The 16167-nt window shown below is 70.1% G+C and carries 16 protein-coding genes; 15 read left to right on the top strand and 1 reads right to left on the bottom strand.

Going from position 1 to position 16167, the window contains the following annotated elements; all coding sequences use genetic code 11:
• From I3V78_RS22750 to I3V78_RS22725, 6 genes are all read left to right on the top strand, one after another.
• Positions 1-861, top strand: coding sequence for a sterol desaturase family protein (locus tag I3V78_RS22750; RefSeq protein WP_204490554.1), 861 nt, complete (start codon positions 1-3; stop codon positions 859-861).
• A 59-nt stretch (positions 862-920) separates the two neighbouring features.
• Positions 921-1802, top strand: a complete 882-nt coding sequence (locus I3V78_RS22745; RefSeq protein ID WP_204490553.1) for a class I SAM-dependent methyltransferase — start codon at positions 921-923, stop codon at positions 1800-1802.
• A 168-nt stretch (positions 1803-1970) separates the two neighbouring features.
• Positions 1971-3878, top strand: coding sequence for a TonB-dependent receptor plug domain-containing protein (locus I3V78_RS22740; protein WP_204490552.1), 1908 nt, complete (start codon positions 1971-1973; stop codon positions 3876-3878).
• Between the two features lie 12 nt (positions 3879-3890).
• Positions 3891-4484 carry an HmuY family protein gene (locus tag I3V78_RS22735; RefSeq protein ID WP_204490551.1) on the top strand — a complete coding sequence of 198 codons (594 nt, stop codon included), beginning with the start codon at positions 3891-3893 and terminating at the stop codon, positions 4482-4484.
• Positions 4485-4794: 310 nt separating this feature from the next.
• Positions 4795-5262, top strand: a complete 468-nt coding sequence (locus I3V78_RS22730; RefSeq protein WP_204490550.1) for a peroxiredoxin — start codon at positions 4795-4797, stop codon at positions 5260-5262.
• Positions 5263-5286: 24 nt separating this feature from the next.
• Positions 5287-6495 carry an energy transducer TonB gene (locus I3V78_RS22725; protein ID WP_204490549.1) on the top strand — a complete coding sequence of 403 codons (1209 nt, stop codon included), beginning with the start codon at positions 5287-5289 and terminating at the stop codon, positions 6493-6495.
• Between the two features lie 95 nt (positions 6496-6590).
• On the opposite strand, the gene I3V78_RS22720 is transcribed toward I3V78_RS22725, so the two are convergent.
• Positions 6591-6938, bottom strand: a complete 348-nt coding sequence (locus tag I3V78_RS22720; RefSeq protein WP_204490548.1) for a YtxH domain-containing protein — start codon at positions 6936-6938, stop codon at positions 6591-6593.
• Between the two features lie 269 nt (positions 6939-7207).
• On the opposite strand from I3V78_RS22720, the gene I3V78_RS22715 reads away from it, so the two are divergent.
• From I3V78_RS22715 to I3V78_RS22675, 9 genes are all read left to right on the top strand, one after another.
• A complete protein-coding gene (locus I3V78_RS22715; protein ID WP_204490547.1) occupies positions 7208-8353 on the top strand; it encodes an acyl-CoA dehydrogenase family protein in 1146 nt (381 codons plus the stop codon).
• On the top strand, positions 8353-9216 hold the full coding sequence (locus tag I3V78_RS22710; RefSeq protein ID WP_204490546.1) for a hypothetical protein: 864 nt from the start codon (positions 8353-8355) through the stop codon (positions 9214-9216). The genes I3V78_RS22715 and I3V78_RS22710 overlap by 1 nt, the downstream gene beginning before the upstream one ends.
• Before the next feature lie 63 nt (positions 9217-9279).
• Positions 9280-10038, top strand: a complete 759-nt coding sequence (gene rnc, locus I3V78_RS22705) for a ribonuclease III (RefSeq protein WP_204490545.1) — start codon at positions 9280-9282, stop codon at positions 10036-10038.
• A 153-nt stretch (positions 10039-10191) separates the two neighbouring features.
• Complete coding sequence (gene era / locus I3V78_RS22700) at positions 10192-11127, top strand: GTPase Era (protein WP_204490544.1); 936 nt, start codon at positions 10192-10194, stop codon at positions 11125-11127.
• Between the two features lie 10 nt (positions 11128-11137).
• The gene (der, locus tag I3V78_RS22695; protein ID WP_204490543.1) at positions 11138-12718 is read left to right on the top strand and encodes a ribosome biogenesis GTPase Der; all 1581 of its coding nucleotides are present in this window, start codon (positions 11138-11140) and stop codon (positions 12716-12718) included.
• A 76-nt stretch (positions 12719-12794) separates the two neighbouring features.
• Positions 12795-13610 (top strand): tetratricopeptide repeat protein, encoded by an 816-nt coding sequence (locus I3V78_RS22690; RefSeq protein WP_338023715.1) that lies wholly within the window; start codon positions 12795-12797, stop codon positions 13608-13610.
• A gap of 46 nt (positions 13611-13656) precedes the next feature.
• On the top strand, positions 13657-14793 hold the full coding sequence (locus I3V78_RS22685) for an outer membrane protein assembly factor BamB family protein (protein ID WP_204490542.1): 1137 nt from the start codon (positions 13657-13659) through the stop codon (positions 14791-14793).
• Complete coding sequence (locus I3V78_RS22680) at positions 14790-15221, top strand: (deoxy)nucleoside triphosphate pyrophosphohydrolase (RefSeq protein ID WP_239576536.1); 432 nt, start codon at positions 14790-14792, stop codon at positions 15219-15221. Before I3V78_RS22685 ends, I3V78_RS22680 begins: the two co-directional genes overlap by 4 nt.
• Positions 15221-16105, top strand: a complete 885-nt coding sequence (locus I3V78_RS22675) for a ribonuclease H-like domain-containing protein (protein ID WP_204490540.1) — start codon at positions 15221-15223, stop codon at positions 16103-16105. The genes I3V78_RS22680 and I3V78_RS22675 overlap by 1 nt, the downstream gene beginning before the upstream one ends.
• Positions 16106-16167 lie beyond the last annotated feature (62 nt).

Genomic DNA, 16167 nt, shown 5'->3' with positions numbered 1-16167 from the left:
ATGGATGTGCTGAATTTCTGGTTGGATTCCTACAAGGATCCCATGTTCCTCAAGTTCCCGATCGCGACGCTCGTGCTCGCCTTCGTGGGCTTCCTTGTCTTCGCGCTGCCCCTGACGCTGCTGGCCTATCTGGATCCGGAGCCGCTGCGGAAGTACAAGGTCCAGCAGAAGCCCTTCCAGGTGAAGAAGTACTTCTGGCCGTCCATTGGCCGGCACTGCATGAACGCCGCCATCATGGCCGTGGTCATCTGCTTCCTGTGGCCGTTCCTGCGGCTCATCAGCAATGGCCGCATCGTGGATGGCGCGATGCCCGCCTGGTACATCATCGTCGCGCAGATCCTCTTCTTCATCTACTTCGACGACTTCATCCTCTTCTGGATCCACCGCGCGCTGCACTCCGGCTGGCTCAAGCGCAACGTGCACTCGGTGCACCACCGCATCACCCGCGCGTGCGCCATCGACAACGCGTATTTCCACTGGATCGAGTACCTGATGATCGGCGGCGTGGGCACGGTGGCCCCGCTCATCACGGGCACGCACATCTACGTGCTCTACGGGTGGATCCTCTTCCGCCAGTTCCAGGGCGCGGACGGCCACTGCGGCTACGTGTTCCCGTGGAACCCGGCGCACCTCATCCCGCTGTACGAGGGCGGCGACTACCATGACTTCCACCACTCCAGCTACAACGGCAACTACGCCGGCTACCTGAACTACCTGGACCGCTTCACCCAGACGTACTCGGGGGCGTACCTGCGCTGGAAGGAGTCGCGGGCGCTCGCGGGCGCCAAGGGCTTCCTCAAGCTCAACTGGCTGGGCGGCGGCGAGAAGAAGGCCGACGTGGAGCTGGGCGGCAATTCCTGACACGAAGACATGAACCCCCCGCGCCCGACAGGGCGCGGGTGTGACACCGAGGTGTGTGGATGCGGAAAGTGGAGAACGGCAAGACGACGGCCCAGATCGCGGCGTTCGCGCGCGCGCTGGGCACCCGGGAACCGGACCCGAAGGTGCGCAATCCGGACTACCTGGCCGAGCGCATGCTGCCCGCGCTGTGCCAGATCGCCTTCCTGCCCATGTTCCGGGGCCTGTCGCGCACGCTGTACGACGCGGGCGCCAAGGGCATGTACTGCTTCCACCAGATCCGCACCCACTACGTGGACGCGATCATCCGGAGCGAGCTGGAGCAGGGCCTCGAGCAGCTCGTCATCCTGGGCGCGGGCCTGGACACGCGGGCCTACCGGTTCTCGGAGCTCTTGCGCGGCCGGCCGGTGTTCGAGGTGGATCACCCCGGCACCCAGCGCTGGAAGCTCGCGCGGCTCGGCGCCGTGAAGGGCTCGCATGACGTGCGCTACGTGGCGGTGAACTTCGAGAAGGACAACCTCGAGGAGTGCCTCAAGGCCCAGGGCTTCGATGGCTCCAAGCGCACGCTCTTCCTGTGGGAAGGCGTGTGCATGTACCTCACCGAGGAGGCCATCTCCGCCACCCTGGGGTTCATCTCCCGCGCGGTGCCGGGCTCCTCGGTGCTCTTCGACTACATCTACCGGGGCATGCTGGACGGCAGCTCCGACTACTACGGCGCCCAGGAGAGCCTCCGCTCGGCCAAGCGGCTCGGCGAGCCCTACATCTTCGGCCTGGACGAGCACTCCGCGCGCGAGTTCCTCTCCGCCCGGGGCTTCGACATCGTCTCGGACGTGGACGTGGAGGCCGTGTCGCGGCAGTTCCTCACCAAGTCGGATGGCAGCCAGCTCGGCAAGACCGCGGCCTACGTGCGCTTCGCCCACGCCCGCGTCCGTCCGCGCTCCTAGTCCTGTTCGCGTCTGACCCACCGGAGCCCCGTCCCCCATGTCCCGGGGGGCGGGGCTCTTGTCGTTTCCGGGGGAACGCCGTCCCCGCGTGGGCCCCCACGCTGAGATTGACTTTGAAAATCAGTCTCAACTATAGCGGAAGCCCTTCGAGGTCCGACGGAGGTGTGGATGCGCGGGTGGTGGCTGAGCGGTGTCCTGGTGCTGGCGGGGCCCGCGCTCGCGCAGGCGCCCGGGGTGGTGGGGGAGGGGGAGGGAGGACGGACCACGGTGGTGACGGGGTCCCGCTCGGTGGAGCACGTCCAGGACGCGCCCGTGGCGGTGGAGGTCATCACCCGGCGGGACATCGAGGCCAGTGGCGCGCGGGACGTGGCGGAGCTCCTGTCCGGTCGGCCGGGCGTGGAGGTGATGACGGGCTTCGCGGGCGCGGGGCTGCGTCTGCGGGGCCTCGGGCCCGAGTATTCGCTGCTCCTGGTGGACGGGGAGCGGGTGGCGGGCCGGGTGGACGGGCAGCTGGATTTGTCGCGCCTGTCCACGGACAACATCGAGCAGATCGAGATCGTCAAGGGCCCCAGCTCGGTCCTCTATGGCAGCGACGCCATGGCCGGCGTGGTGAACATCGTCACGCGCAAGGCGCGCCGGCCGCTCGGCGCCGATGCGCGGGTGTCGTACGGCGGCCTGCGGCAGCTGGAGCTCGAGGGCGGCGGAGAGGCGCGGGGCGAGCGCTGGGGGCTGCGGCTGGGTGGAGGTTTCCGTCGCCGGGACGCGTATGCGTTGGACCCGTCGCGCCAGAGCACCTCGGGCAGTGATCTGGACAGCTACCGCTACGCGGGTCGGGGTGAGTGGAAGGCCTCGGAGCGCTGGCGGCTCGAGGCCAAGGCGGAGGGCAACCGCAAGGTGCAGCGGGGCGTGGACGCGCTGACCACCGGAGCGGTGATCGATCGCGCGAGCCAGGACGAGGCGCTGCTCGCCACGCTCCTGCCCACGTGGGAGTTGTCGGAACACACGACCTTGAGCTTCACCGCGCACTACTCGCGCTTCCGCCACCGCTTCGTCTACGACCAGCGCGGGGGCGCGGCGCTGGATCGGATCGATGAGACGCTGGAGCAGCTCGCCAAGGTGGGCGCGCAGCTCAACCAGGACCTGGGGGCGTCGCACCAGCTCGTGGCGGGCGCGGAGGGGCTGACCGAGGTGCTGGCGTCGAACCGCCTGTCGGGAGGGCGGGGCCGCCGCTCGCGCTTGTCGCTGTTCGCCCAGGACGCGTGGCGGGTGGTGCCCGGGCTCGTCGCGGTGCCGGGCCTGCGCGTGGACGTGGACTCGCAGTTCGGCACCGTGGCCACGCCGCGCCTGGCGGTGCGCGTGGATCCGCTGAGCGCGCTCACCGTGCGCGCCAGCTACGGCTTCGCGTTCCGCTCGCCGAGCTTCCAGGAGCTGCTCATCGACTTCGAGAACCCGAGCGTCGGCTACGTGGTGGCGGGCAACCCCGCGCTGCGGCCGGAGACGTCGCGGGGCGCGGACGTGTCGGCGGAGGCGCGGCCCGTGGACGGCACGCTGGTGTGGCTGAGCCTGTTCCAGAACGATTTGCGCGACATGATCACCGTCGTCACCCTGCCGGAGACGACCGCGGGGCTGCGCTTTGGCTACGACAACATCGCGCGGGCCCGGGTGCGGGGCGTGGAGGTGGGGTGGAACCAGCGGCTGCCGGCCTCGCTGCTCGTGGAGCTGGGCTACACCTTCACCCAGGCGCGGGATCTCACCGAGGACCGGGCCCTGCCGGGACAGGCGGCCCACCGGCTCACCGCGCGCGCGAGCTGGCGCTACCGGCCCTGGGGCCTGGAGGCCTCGGTGCGCGGCGGCGTCGTGGGCGCGCGGCCCTACTTCGAGGACGCGGAGGGCGACGGGGTGGAGGAGACGGTGCGCGCGCCCCGCTACGTGACCGTGGACGCCCAGCTCTCCAAGAGCCTGGGCGAGGCGGTGAAGCTCTTCGTCGCGGGCAACAACCTCGCGGGCGCGGGGGACGCGCGCTTCCTGCCCATTCCTCCACGGGCCCTCTACGCCGGAGTCTCGGCGCGTTTCTGATCGGAGCGTGACATGCGAATGAAGCGGACCGTGGTGGGGCTGGGCCTCGTGGGGCTGCTGGGGGCCTGTGGCGAGGACATTGGTTTGTCCCCCGAGCCCGAGACGAACACGCCCGAGGCCGGCCGGGTGAAGAGCGAGGCGGGCGCGGATGGGAGCTGGACCACGGTCGTGGACGCGACGAGCAGCGAGGTCTGGGTGGGCGTGGACCTGGACACGCGGGCCGAGGCGGACGCGGCGGTGGACGCGACGTGGGACCTGGCCTTCCAGCGCTTCCACGTGCGCACCCGGGGCGGCGCGAACGGCTCGGGGGGCGTGAAGGTGGCGGTGCTGGAGGGCGCGGACTTCGCCGCCCTGCGCGCCGCGCCGACGAGCGGCTACCTGGAGGACGAGGCCTCCGAGGGCACCACCCCGGGCACCGTCTTCGAGCGCGAGGGCGGCTGGTACAACTACGAGGTGGGCACGCACAAGCTCACGCCCAAGCCCAAGGTGTACGTGGTGCGCGGCGATCAGGGCCGCCACTTCAAGCTGCAGGTCGTGAGCTACTACGACGCGGTGGGCACCTCCGGCGTGATGACCGTGCGCTGGGCGGAGCTGCCGACCCCCTGAAAAGAACTTGGGGAGGAGCCACCCCCGCGGCTCCTCCCCAAATCCTCCCCTCGACTGCGTTCCCCCCGGCGAGATCCCCCGATTCCGCCGTCCCCTGCATCGTCCCCCCGGACGAATTCCCCCCGACTGCTGTGTCCCCCCGGACGAGGAGGAGACATAGCAGGCGGCGTGCCAGCCCCGTGGGCCTGGAAAAACCCTGGAGTTTCGCGGGTTTGTGGGAGTGGACGGGGGCGCGTGCGGCGCGGAAACGGTAGGACTTACCGGCGGCCGGGCCCGGGTCTATACAGGCGCTCTCCCTCAGGAGTTCCCCATGGCAATCAAGGTCGGCGACGAAGCCCCGGACTTCACCTTCACCCTCAAGAACGGAAGCGTGGCGAGCCTCGGGGAGCTGCGGCGGCAGGGCAAGGCCGTGGTGGTCTACTTCTACCCGAAGGACGACACACCGGGCTGCACCGCCCAGGCCTGCTCCTTCCGGGATTCCTATGAGGCCTTCTCCGACGCGGGCGCCGAGGTCATCGGCGTGAGCGCCGACGGCTCCGCGTCGCACGAGGCGTTCGCCTCCAAGCACCGGCTGCCCTTCTCGCTGGTGAGTGACGCGGATGGCTCACTGCGCCAGCGCTTCGGTGTGCCGCGCTCGTTCCTGGGGCTGATGCCGGGCCGGGTCACCTACGTCATCGATCGGCAGGGCATCGTGCGGCACGTGTTCAGCTCGCAGCTCCAGGCGACGCGGCACATCTCCGAGGCCCTGGACGTGCTCAAGGGCCTGCACGCGCCCTGAGCGGCGCCTCCCGCGCGGTCTCCCATGCGGCGCGCTCGCCTGCTGATGGCGGTGGGAGTGTCCCTCGTGCTGCACGGGGCCCTGGGGCTCTGGGTGTGGCGGCGAGAGGCGGCGCCCGTGCGTCCCGAGTCCGCGCGCGTCCGCGCCGCGCCGCTCGTCGTGGAGATCCTCCCCCCCACGCCCCGGCGTGAGCCGCCACCTCCCACGCCCGTCCCTCCGCCTCCGGCTCCCGCCAGGCCCCCCGCGCGAGGGCCCGCTCGGGCACGACCTCCGCCCGAGGTCGCCGCGCCTCTGCCGCCGTCGGTGGGGCCGCCCGTCGTCGAGGCCCCCCGACAGGACGTGCCCCGGGCCGTGCGGCTGTTTCCCGGCGCGGGAGGTCTGCCGGTGGCCCCCGCGGCGCCGGGGGCCTCGGCGTCCTCCGAACCTCCGGCGCTCACGGAGCGCGAGCAGGAGCAGGTGAGGGTGACGGAGCGGGTCCAGGGCTTCGTCGCGGACGAGCTGGCGACGGAGCGGGTGGAGAACGGCCTCGTCGACAGCTATTTCGGCGAGATGGATCGCGCGTTGGAGAAGGGGCTCACCGGCGCGCCGCTCTTCTCCTACGAGGGCGTGCTCAAGCACTTCTTCAAGCCCGGCCCGGCGTGGACCGAGGGGCTCAACGCGATGAAGGCCGAGGCCAAGGCCTATGGCGCCTGGGGCGCGCCGGACGCGGTGGGCGGACCCCTGGGCACGGACCGTCTGCAGGACGTGGCGCTCTCGGGAGCGGCGGGGGCGAGGGCCCGCACGGGAACGACGTTCGCCGACCGGGTCGATGCCTACTCCCGGGGCGCGAGCGCGCTGCGGGTCCAGGTGGAGCTGGAGCAATCCCCCTCGGGTCGGGTGCTGGGGGTGAAGCTGCTCGAGTCCTCCCACAATCCGCTCTTCGACACCTATGTGCTGGAGAACGTGCCCAAGGCCCTGGCGGCGCTGGGGCCCGCGTCCGAGCACTTCGCCCAGCGCTCGCGGGCCCCCACCGTGCGCAGCGTCTGGTCGGTCGCCGGGCGGGTGAGCTTCACGCGGACGGTGAAGGTGTCGGAGCTCCCCAAGCTCGGGGCCTCGGATGCCGCCTACTTCTCGGCCCTGGGCGCGCTGGGCGTGTTGTCGGGCGGCTTCGACGAGGTGCGCGGCGAGGTGTACGTGCCGGACTTGCGCCAGCCGCACTTCGACATCCAGACCCGACTGTTACGGGTCTACTGAGGCCCCAGGGAAGACGAGGCCCGCGAAAGGCGAGGAGCCCGTGACCACCGGCGCGCGGTGCCCACGAGCTCCCGTCATCTCCCGCGAGGCGGGACTCAGGCGTTGGCCGTCTTCTCCTGGCCAACGTTGATGCCCTGCTTGCCGAGGTAGTCGATGGCGCGGTCCTTCACGTCCGTGCGCAGCTCGGGGCCGGTCTTGGGCGTGAGCAGCAGGGCGGCGATGCCACCCACGGCGCAGCCGATGACGAAGGCGCCGATGCCGGCGAACGAGGCGCGGGCGGGCTTGTAGGTGGTCAGCCCCACGTAGCGCAGCGCATCATCCGGCTCGAAGTCGTTCCACTGGGTCCGGGCGTACTTCGGCAGCTCCTTGAAGAGCTTCTTGGCGAGATACTTCCGGTACAGGTCGCTCTTCACCGCCAACTTGGCCTTCTTCTCGAAAAACATACCCATCCTCCTCCTGGCCCTCGGCCATGCAAGACGGTGAAGGCCCCCGCGGCGCATCACCCTTGTAAGACGGAAATGTAGGGAGGGTTTTCCGGGCTGCCATCCCCCAGGATCGCGTGTCACTCGGGTCGCGGGGCAGACGTTGAGTGGTGGTCGGATGCGCTCGCCCCGATGGAAAGCAGCCAGCCGAGCGCCTTTCTGGTATGCCGTCGAGCCCCGGGGATGCCGCTTCGGTGGCCCCGTCCACCCCTTTGGTATAGATGCCCCCCATGGACTTCGAACTTCCCGAAAGCCATCGCGCCCTTCAGGCGTCCCTCCGAGACTTCTGCGAGCGGAAGGTGCGGCCCCACGCGCGCGAGTGGGACAAGGACGAGCACTTCCCCCTGGACGTGGTCCGGGAACTGGGCGCGCTCGGTGTGATGGGCATGCTCGTCTCCGAGGAGTACGGCGGAGCGGCGATGGACTCGCTGGCGGTGGCGGTGGCGGTCGAGGAGATCGCCCGCTATGACGGCTCGCTGGCGCTCACGGTGGCGTCGCACAACGGCCTGGGCACGAGCCACCTGCGCGTGTTCGGCAACGACGCGCAGCGGAGCAAGTACCTGCCCAAGCTCGCCACGGGCGAGTGGCTGGGGGCCTGGGGGCTCACCGAGCCGGGCAGCGGCTCGGACGCGGCGGGCATGAAGACCACGGCGGTGCGCAAGGGCGACGGCTGGGTCATCAACGGCGCGAAGATGTTCATCACCCAGGGCACCGTGGGGGACGTGTTCGTGGTGCTGGCGGTGACCTCGCCGGAGAAGAAGCAGAAGGGCATCACCGCCTTCCTCCTGGAGAAGGGCATGAAGGGCTTCAGCCAGCGGTCCATCCACGGCAAGCTCGGCATGCGCTCCTCGGACACGGCGGAGCTGGTGATGGAGGACGTGGAGGTGTCGGACTGGCACCGCCTGGGCGAGGTGGACGCGGGCTTCATCGACACGATGAAGATCCTGGACAAGGGTCGCATCACCATCGGCGCCTTGTCGGTGGGCCTGGGCCGTGGCGCGCTGGAGGAGTCGGTGCGCTACGCCCGCGAGCGCACCGCCTTCGGCCAGCCCATCTCCGAGTTCCAGGGCCTGCGCTGGATGTTCGCGGACATGAAGACGGAGGTGGACGCGGCGCGCCTGCTGGTGCACCGCGCGGCGTGCCTCGCGGACGCGGGCAAGCCCTACAGCCAGGAGGCCTCCATGGCCAAGCTGTTCGCCTCCGAGGCGGCCACGCGCGCGTGCAACAAGGCGGTGCAGATCCACGGCGGCTACGGCTACACGCGCGAGTTCCCCGTGGAGCGCTACCTGCGTGACGCCAAGCTGTGTGAGATCGGCGAGGGCACGAGCGAGATCCAGCGCTCCATCATCTCGCGCGAGGTCTTCAAGCAGGCGTGATGGACTCCGGCCGGCTCGCACAGCTCGGACTGGAGGCCCGGGAGGGCGCGGGCGGCCCGGAGGTGCACCTCGTGCTGGCCGAGCCCCTGGACAACCCGGTGGGGCAGCGCCAGGTGTCGCGGGTGGTGTTCCTCGTGCGCGAGGAGCGGCTCGTGCCCATCTCACCGCCGGAGGTGATGGGGCTGAAGGCCATCGCGCTCGGCGCGGTGACGGGCCGCGGGGACGTGGAGTCCGAGCTGGCCGATGCCTTCCACGAGCACCTCTTCCACGTGCAGCGCCGGTCCGCGGAGCTGCGGGCCCTGGGGCTCGCGCCCCGGGTGGATCCCGTGTCCATGGGCCTGTCGGCGCACCTGTCCGAGCAGGGGCTGTCGCTGACGCTGGTGGCGGACCGGCAGGGCAACTTCCAGGTGTCCAGCGCGGTGCGGCAGGGGCAGGCGCTCGTGGTGCCGCCGGGGCATGGCTTCGAGCTGTCCGAGTTCCGGGAGCGGGGCGCGCTGGTGGGCTACCTGGCGGCGCTCTTCGGCGAGGAGGCCCGGACCCGGGCGCCCACGCCGGGGGAGGGGGAGGGCGTCTTGCGCTTCTCCGAGGTCCTGCGGGCCTTCGGGGAGCGGGCGCTGATTCCGCCGCGCAGCGCCCTGGAACTGCTGGTGGTGCTGGAGGTGGGGGGCAAGCCGTACCGGTTCGCGGCGGCGCGGGTGTCGGGGCGGACGTTCCGGGGCCTGCTCGCCGGGCCCCAGGGCAAGGTGTGGGCGGAGCGCTTCGAATTGGAGGGATTCCCCGGCGTGATTCCCCTGGTGGCCAGTTTGTTGAAGGTCCCAGCGGAGGCGGTGAAGCTGATCGCGACGGATCCCCCACAGGAGTAGGGTTTTGGCACAGGCGAGGCGCACCCAGAGGATGTCCCACCCCGGCGCGTGGATGGCGGCGTGATGACGGGGCAACAGGCCGAGCGGGTGAAGGCGCTGGAGGAGCGGCTGGGCGCGCCCTTCGCGCGGCCAGAATTGGCGCTCGTGGCGCTCACGCACAAGAGCTGGATCAACGAGCACCGCAGCGAGGGGGCCCAGGACAACGAGCGGCTGGAGTTCCTCGGCGACGCGGTGCTCAACCTCGCCGTGGGCCACCGGCTCATGGAGCGCTTTCCCCTGATGAAGGAGGGCGAGCTCACGCCCCTGCGCGCGCGCATCGTCAACGAGGAGGGCCTGTCGCGCATCGCCCGGCGGCTCGCGCTCGGCGAGCTGTTGCTGCTCGGCCGGGGCGAGGAGCTCAGCGGCGGCCGGGACAAGCACTCGCTGTTGGCCAACGCCCTGGAGGCCGTGTTCGCCGCGGTGTACCTGGGCGAGGGGCTCGCGCCGGTGATGACCCTGGTGGACCGGCACTTCGCCGAGGCCCTGGACGGCGTGGCCCAGGCCCTCAGCCGCCTGGACTACAAGACGAAGCTCCAGGAGGCCGCCCAGGAGCACCTCAAGCTCACGCCCCGCTACCGCACCGTGTCCGAGTCCGGCCCGGACCACGAGAAGATCTTCGAGGTCCAGGTGCTCCTAGGTGAGGAGCTGTACGCCACGGCCACGGGGCGCAGCAAGAAGGACGCCGAGCAGATGGCGGCCCGGACGGCGCTGGAGGAGTGGCGGAAGCGACGGGAAAAGCCGGAAGCCCCGGAGGGAATGGGACCCGCGGGCACGCCGGGCTGAAATCTTGGTGTGCTCGGCGGTGGCGAACAAGTAAGGTCGCGCGCCCGCTTTCCGACCGGAAAGGGCGGGACGGATGTTGTTCCGCATGTTGTTGCGGGGAGGAACCCGTCGTCCGGGTTCATCCCGATCACCTTCGACCTTCTGAAGCTCCAGATGCCTTCAACGACACACCGCAGCGGATTCGCCGCGCTCATCGGCCGTCCCAACGTGGGCAAGAGCACGCTGCTCAATCAACTCACCGGCGAGAAGCTCGCCATCGTGTCCCCCAAGCCGCAGACGACGCGCAACCGGATCCTCGGTGTGGTGTCGCGGCCCGAGGGGCAGGTGGCCTTCCTCGACACGCCCGGCATCCACCAGGCCAAGGGGCAGCTCAACCGGTACATGGTGGACGTGGCCCTGCAGGCGGCGGAGGAGGTGGACCTCGTCCTCTTCGTCATCGAGGCCTCGGACAAGGTCGAGGTCGGGCCGGGCAACCGCGTCATCCTCGAGCAGTTGCAGAAGCTCGGCAAGCCCACCTTCCTGGTCATCAACAAGATCGACACGGTGGCCAAGCTGGTGCTCCTGCCGCTCATCGACCTGTACCGCCGCGAGTTCCCCTTCGCCGAGGTGATTCCCATCTCGGCCAAGGAGGACGACGGGGTGGAGGGGCTGTTTCGCACGGTGCTCTCGCACATGCCCGAGGGCGAGCCGCTCTTTCCCGAGGACGTGCTCACGGATCAGGCCGAGCGCACGCTCGTGGCCGAGTACGTGCGCGAGCAGGTGCTGCGCCACTGCCACCAGGAGATTCCCTACTCCACGGCCGTGGTGGTGGACTTCTTCGACGAGTCCGAGCGCGAGCCCCTGCCGGGCACGCCCCCGGGCAAGCTCGCCGGGCTCATCCGGATCTCCGGCTCCATCTACGTGGAGCGGGACAGCCAGAAGGCCATCATCATCGGCAAGCAGGGGCAGATGTTGAAGACGATCGGTACGGACGCGCGCAAGGCCATCCAGCGGCTCTTGGGGGCGCACGTGTACCTCTCGCTCCGGGTGCGGGTGGAGCCCCGCTGGAGCGAGCGGCCCGAGGGCCTCAAGAAGCTGGGTTACGAGTAGGAAGCCGTCAATGAAGCCTTTGGTCGCCATCGTCGGACGCCCCAACGTGGGCAAGTCCACGCTGTTCAATCGCCTCGCCCGGCGCCGCATCGCGCTGGTGGAGGACATCCCCGGCGTCACCCGGGACCGGCATTACTGGGACGTGGAGTGCGAGGGCCGGTTCCTCACCCTCATCGACACGGGCGGCTTCGTGCCCGGCGAGAAGGACTCGCTCCTGCAGCAGGTGCGCGAGCAGGCGCAGCTCGCCGTGGAGGAGTGTGACGCCATCGTGTTCGTGACGGACGCGCGCGCGGGCCTGACCGCGGCGGACCAGGAGGTCGCCACCTACCTGCGCCAGAGCGGCAAGCCCGTGGTGGTGGCCGCCAACAAGCTCGACAGCGAGTCGCACACCGTGCAGGCGCACGCCGCCGAGTTCTTCCGCCTGGGCCTGGGCGAGGTGTTCGCCATCTCCGCCGAGCACGGCCTGGGCGTGGGCAACATGATGGAGGCGGTGGTCGGTAAGCTGCCGCCCATGGACGACGAGGAATTGGCCGCCAAGGCCTTCGCCGAGACGTCCGAGGACGGCGACGCGCTCACCGAGATCGACTTCGGTTTCCAGCCCGACGCGGACGACGACGATCTGGACGACGACGACGAGGACGGCCCGGGCAAGAAGGCGGCCTCGGACACGTCGGACAAGGGCGAGGCGGACGAGGAGGGGGAGGGGGACGCGGGTCCCGCCGCCACCGCGGACGAGGACGAGGAGGAGGAGCGCCCCATCCGCATCGCCATCATCGGGCGGCCCAACGTGGGCAAGAGCACGCTCGTCAACGCGCTGCTCAAGGAGAAGCGCGTGGTGGCCAGCGAGGTGCCCGGCACCACGCGCGATCCCATCGACTCGGCGCTCACCTACAAGGATCGCCAGGTCATCCTCACGGACACCGCGGGCATCCGGCGCAAGAAGACGATCGCCCACCGGTTGGAGAAGTTCTCGGTGGTGGCGGCGCTCAAGTCCATGGAGCGCAGCGACGTGGCGGTGCTGCTCATGGACGCCACCGAGCCCGCGGTGGACCAGGACGCCCGGCTCGCCGGCATCGCCGAGGAGAAGGGCCGCGCGCTGGTCATCGTGGTGAACAAGTGGGATCTCATCAGCACGGATCAGCGCAAGCAGGAGCTCTTCCGCGAGGAGCTCAAGTACGCGCTGAAGTTCGTGCACTACGCGCCCATCGTCTTCACCTCGGCGCTCAACGGCTCCAAGGTGGAGAAGGTGCTGGAGCTGGCGGTGGAGCTGGCGGACCAGTTCCGCTACCGCTCGCCCACGCCGCAGCTCAACCGGCTGCTCAAGCACATCGAGGACAACCACCCGGCGCCCATCGTGGGCCGGGGACCCCTCCGGGTGTACTACATGGCCCAGGTGGGCACGGCGCCGCCCACCTTCGCCATCACCTGCAACCGTCCGGAAGGCGTGCCGGACATGTACAAGCGCTACATCACCAACCAACTGCGCAAGACCTTCGACATCCGCGTCCCCATCCGGCTGCTATTCCGCGAGCGTCCGGGCCGGGAGAAGCGGGAGGCGCGCAAGCGCCCCAAGCCGGCCGGAAAGCGATAGCCGGTCCGCGTTGACACTGCTGGTGCGCGCTCCGTAGATTGCGCGCCCTTCGACCCCCGAAAAAGGTGCGAACCCCGTGGCCGAGAAGTCCGAGAAGATGACGACGACGCAGCAGGAGCAGCCGGTGCGTGCTCCGGACGCCTTCCAGCTCTACGGTGCCGAGGCCAGTGACTGGCTGCAGAAGCGCCAGCAATACATCGGCCTGGCGGTGGGGGCGGTGCTGGTGCTGGGCTTGATCATCGCCCTGGTGAGCTACTTCTCCGGCCGCAAGGAGGAGAGCGCGTCCCGGGAGCTGGGTGACGCCCTGGCGGTGATGGAGATCCCGGTGGTGACGGGCGTGGACCTGCAGCCCGCGGCCGAGGGCCAGGAGAAGCCCTTCAAGAGCGAGGCGGAGAAGGACGAGAAGATCGTCGAGTCGCTCAACGGCTTCCGCGCGAAGTACCCGGGCTCGAACGCCGCGGCCATGGCGGCCCTGCCCATGGGCAAGGCCGAGTACCGCCGGGGCCACTACAAGGAGGCCCTGGCCGCCTTCGACGAGTTCCTCGGCAAGGCGGACAAGGCGGACCCGTTGACGGTGTCGGCGCGCGAGGGCCAGGGCTACGCCCACGAGGCGCTGTCGGATCTGGACAAGGCGCTCGTGTCCTTCCAGGAGATGTCCAAGCTCGACGCGGGCGGCTTCCTGCAGGGCATGGGGCAGTACCACCAGGCGCGCATCCTCGCGGCGCAGGGCAAGAAGGACGAGGCGGCCAAGATGCTGTCGGATCTGAAGACGGCGCAGACGAACACGGCGGCGGGCCGGCTCGCCACCGAGCGGCTCGCGGTGCTGGTGGCGCAGGGCGCGAAGGTGCCCGAGCCCACGCCGGCTCCGGCGGCGACCCCGGAAGCGAAGTAGCCAGGGACTGGTCTCGATGCGGAACGCGAGCGGGTGGAAGCGTTGGATGGGTGGGCTCGCGGCGGCGGGCCTGTTGGTGGGTTGCGGCACGCCGGTGAAGATGTTCCGCAACGCGGAGGCCGGCACGTCGCAGCCCCCGAACCACTTCTTCACGGTGGACTGGTGGACGCAGCTGGTCTCCCCCTCGCTGCTCGAGTACGCCCCGCGGGAGCAGGCGCGGCCCGCGTACGATGAGCGCAACGATCGGGTCGTCACGCTCACGCGTGACGGGGTCGTGCGCAGCATCGGGGATGGCGGCAAGGAGGCCTGGCGCTACAGCGTGGGCAACCGCTTCTACGCGGGGGCGGCGGTGCACGAGGGCACGGTGTACGTGCCCGGCACGGATGGCGCGCTGCACGCGCTGGACGCGAAGACCGGGGCCCTGCGCTGGAAGTACGTGGCGGGCGAGCCCCTGGGCACGACGCCCGTCGTCGAGGGCGAGCTCATCCTGGTCGCCTCCCAGACCGACACGCTGTTCGCGGTGAAGCGCGACACGGGTGAGTTGGCGTGGCTCTACCGCAGGGACGCGCCCGCGGGTTTCACCATCCACCGCACCTCGGCGCCCGTCGTACGCGGGCAGACGCTCTGGGTGGGCTTCTCCGACGGCGCGCTGGTCTCGCTGGACCTGGCCGACGGCGGCGTGCGCTGGGAGCGGTCGCTCGCCCCGGGCGCGGGCAGCACCGGCCAGTTCGTGGACGTGGACACGACCCCCGTGCTGGACAACGAGGGGCATGTGTTCGCGGCCTCCTACACGGGCGGGCTCCACTGCCTGGACGCGGACTCCGGCGACGTGGTGTGGACCTCGGTGTCCCAGGGCATCACGTCCCTGTCGCTGCACGGCGAGGTGGTGATCGCCACCGGGGATGACCGCCTGGATACCTACCTGGCGGACACCGGACGGCTCATCTGGTCGCGGGGTCTGGAGGAGCGGGCCGGTCTGGACGTGGAGCTGGTCAAGGGCATGCTGCTCGTGCCCGTGCAGCGCTCGCTGCTCTTCGTGGAGCCCCGGACGGGCAAGAACCTCCTGTCATGGAACCCCGCCGAGGGTGTGACCGCGCCGGTGCGGGTGGTGGGCGGCAAGGTCTACGTGCTGTCCAACAACGGCTACCTGTACGCCCTGATCATGGACGGGAGGAGCGGTTGACGGAGCAGCAGGCGAAGAAGAGGGTGCACGTGGTGGCGGCCCTCCTCTTCCGTCCCGGTGATGACACGCGGTTCCTGGTGCAGCAGCGGCTGCCCGGTGGAAGCCGCGGGCTGCTCTGGGAGTTCCCGGGGGGCAAGGTGGAGCCCGGAGAATCCGAGCCCGAGGCGCTCGCCCGGGAATGTCGGGAGGAACTGGACATCACGCTCCACGTGGGAAGGCGGCTATGGGCGGGCAGACACGAGTACCCGGACCTGACGGTGGACCTGGTGCTGTACGGGGCGCGGCTGGAGGCGGGGGAGCCCAAGACGCTGGGGGCCCAGGCCCTGGCGTTCCTGACGCCGGAGGAGATGCGGGCCCTGCCGTTCTGCGAAGCGGACCTGCCGCCCCTGGAGGAGCTGGCCTCGGGGCGCCTGACGCCGCTTCTCTGATGATCCGCCGCACGTTCCAACTCCTGCCGGGGGTGGGTCCCTGGAAGGAGAAGGATCTGTGGGCGCGGGGCATCCACACCTGGGAGGACTTCCCGGACAGTGGCGTGGTGCTCGGGCAGAAGGCGGATGGACCGGCGCGCCAGCGGCTGGCCCAGGCACGCGAGGCGCTCGCCCGGCGGGACCTGGGCGCCCTGGCGGAGATGATGCCGCCTCGGGAGCATTGGCGGCTGTATCCCGCGTTCGCCCAGGACGCGGTGTACTTCGACATCGAGACGAACGGAAAGCAGGAGCAGGAACCCACGGTGGTGGCCCTGTTCGACACGCACGGTCTGCGCGTCTTCATCCTCGGCCGCGACATGGACGCGCTGCCCGAGGCCCTGGCGGAGCGGCGGCTGTGGGTGACGTTCAACGGCTCGTGCTTCGACGTGCCGGTGCTGCGCAACTACTTCGGGGCGCGCTTTCCCACGCCCCAGGCGCACATCGACCTGCGCTTCGTCTGCCGACGGCTCGGCATGGGGGGAGGGCTCAAGGAGATCGAGGACAAGCTCGGCCTGGGGCGACCCCCTCACATGAAAGGCGTCAATGGCTGGGACGCCGTCCTGCTCTGGCGCGCCTATCTCGCCCGGGGCGACGTGGAGGCCCTGCGCTTCCTCGTGGAGTACAACCTGTATGACTCCTTCCAGCTGCGCTCGTTGATGGACGCGGCGTACAACCGCGCCCTGGACGACCTGAACCTGGAGGACGTCGCGCGACTGCCCGTGTTCGAGCGGGGCGAGGTCCTCTATGACGTCAGCCGCCTCATCCTGGAGCTGGGGCCGACGCAGCGGGACTTGAAGGTGCTCGAGCGCGTGCGCGCCCAGGACCGCGACCTGCGCCAGGATTGACGCCGCGCCCGGGGGGGACGTGAGGCCGGAGGTCAAACGGACGTGTCAGCCCGGATTGGTAG

The organism is Archangium primigenium (assembly GCF_016904885.1).
Taxonomy (GTDB): domain Bacteria; phylum Myxococcota; class Myxococcia; order Myxococcales; family Myxococcaceae; genus Cystobacter; species Cystobacter primigenius.
Note: the sequence above shows the minus strand (reverse complement) of the source record. Positions and strands in the feature narration are given on the sequence as shown.

Excerpts from the sequence above, each read along its gene's own strand:
- I3V78_RS22750 (WP_204490554.1), top strand. The coding sequence starts at position 1 with ATGGATGTGCTGAATTTCTGGTTGGATTCCTACAAGGATCCCATGTTC.
- I3V78_RS22745 (WP_204490553.1), top strand. The coding sequence starts at position 921 with ATGCGGAAAGTGGAGAACGGCAAGACGACGGCCCAGATCGCGGCGTTC.
- I3V78_RS22740 (WP_204490552.1), top strand. The coding sequence starts at position 1,971 with ATGCGCGGGTGGTGGCTGAGCGGTGTCCTGGTGCTGGCGGGGCCCGCG.
- I3V78_RS22735 (WP_204490551.1), top strand. The coding sequence starts at position 3,891 with ATGCGAATGAAGCGGACCGTGGTGGGGCTGGGCCTCGTGGGGCTGCTG.
- I3V78_RS22730 (WP_204490550.1), top strand. The coding sequence starts at position 4,795 with ATGGCAATCAAGGTCGGCGACGAAGCCCCGGACTTCACCTTCACCCTC.
- I3V78_RS22725 (WP_204490549.1), top strand. The coding sequence starts at position 5,287 with ATGCGGCGCGCTCGCCTGCTGATGGCGGTGGGAGTGTCCCTCGTGCTG.
- I3V78_RS22720 (WP_204490548.1), bottom strand. The coding sequence starts at position 6,938 with ATGTTTTTCGAGAAGAAGGCCAAGTTGGCGGTGAAGAGCGACCTGTAC.
- I3V78_RS22715 (WP_204490547.1), top strand. The coding sequence starts at position 7,208 with ATGGACTTCGAACTTCCCGAAAGCCATCGCGCCCTTCAGGCGTCCCTC.
- I3V78_RS22710 (WP_204490546.1), top strand. The coding sequence starts at position 8,353 with ATGGACTCCGGCCGGCTCGCACAGCTCGGACTGGAGGCCCGGGAGGGC.
- rnc (WP_204490545.1), top strand. The coding sequence starts at position 9,280 with ATGACGGGGCAACAGGCCGAGCGGGTGAAGGCGCTGGAGGAGCGGCTG.
- era (WP_204490544.1), top strand. The coding sequence starts at position 10,192 with ATGCCTTCAACGACACACCGCAGCGGATTCGCCGCGCTCATCGGCCGT.
- der (WP_204490543.1), top strand. The coding sequence starts at position 11,138 with ATGAAGCCTTTGGTCGCCATCGTCGGACGCCCCAACGTGGGCAAGTCC.
- I3V78_RS22685 (WP_204490542.1), top strand. The coding sequence starts at position 13,657 with ATGGGTGGGCTCGCGGCGGCGGGCCTGTTGGTGGGTTGCGGCACGCCG.
- I3V78_RS22675 (WP_204490540.1), top strand. The coding sequence starts at position 15,221 with ATGATCCGCCGCACGTTCCAACTCCTGCCGGGGGTGGGTCCCTGGAAG.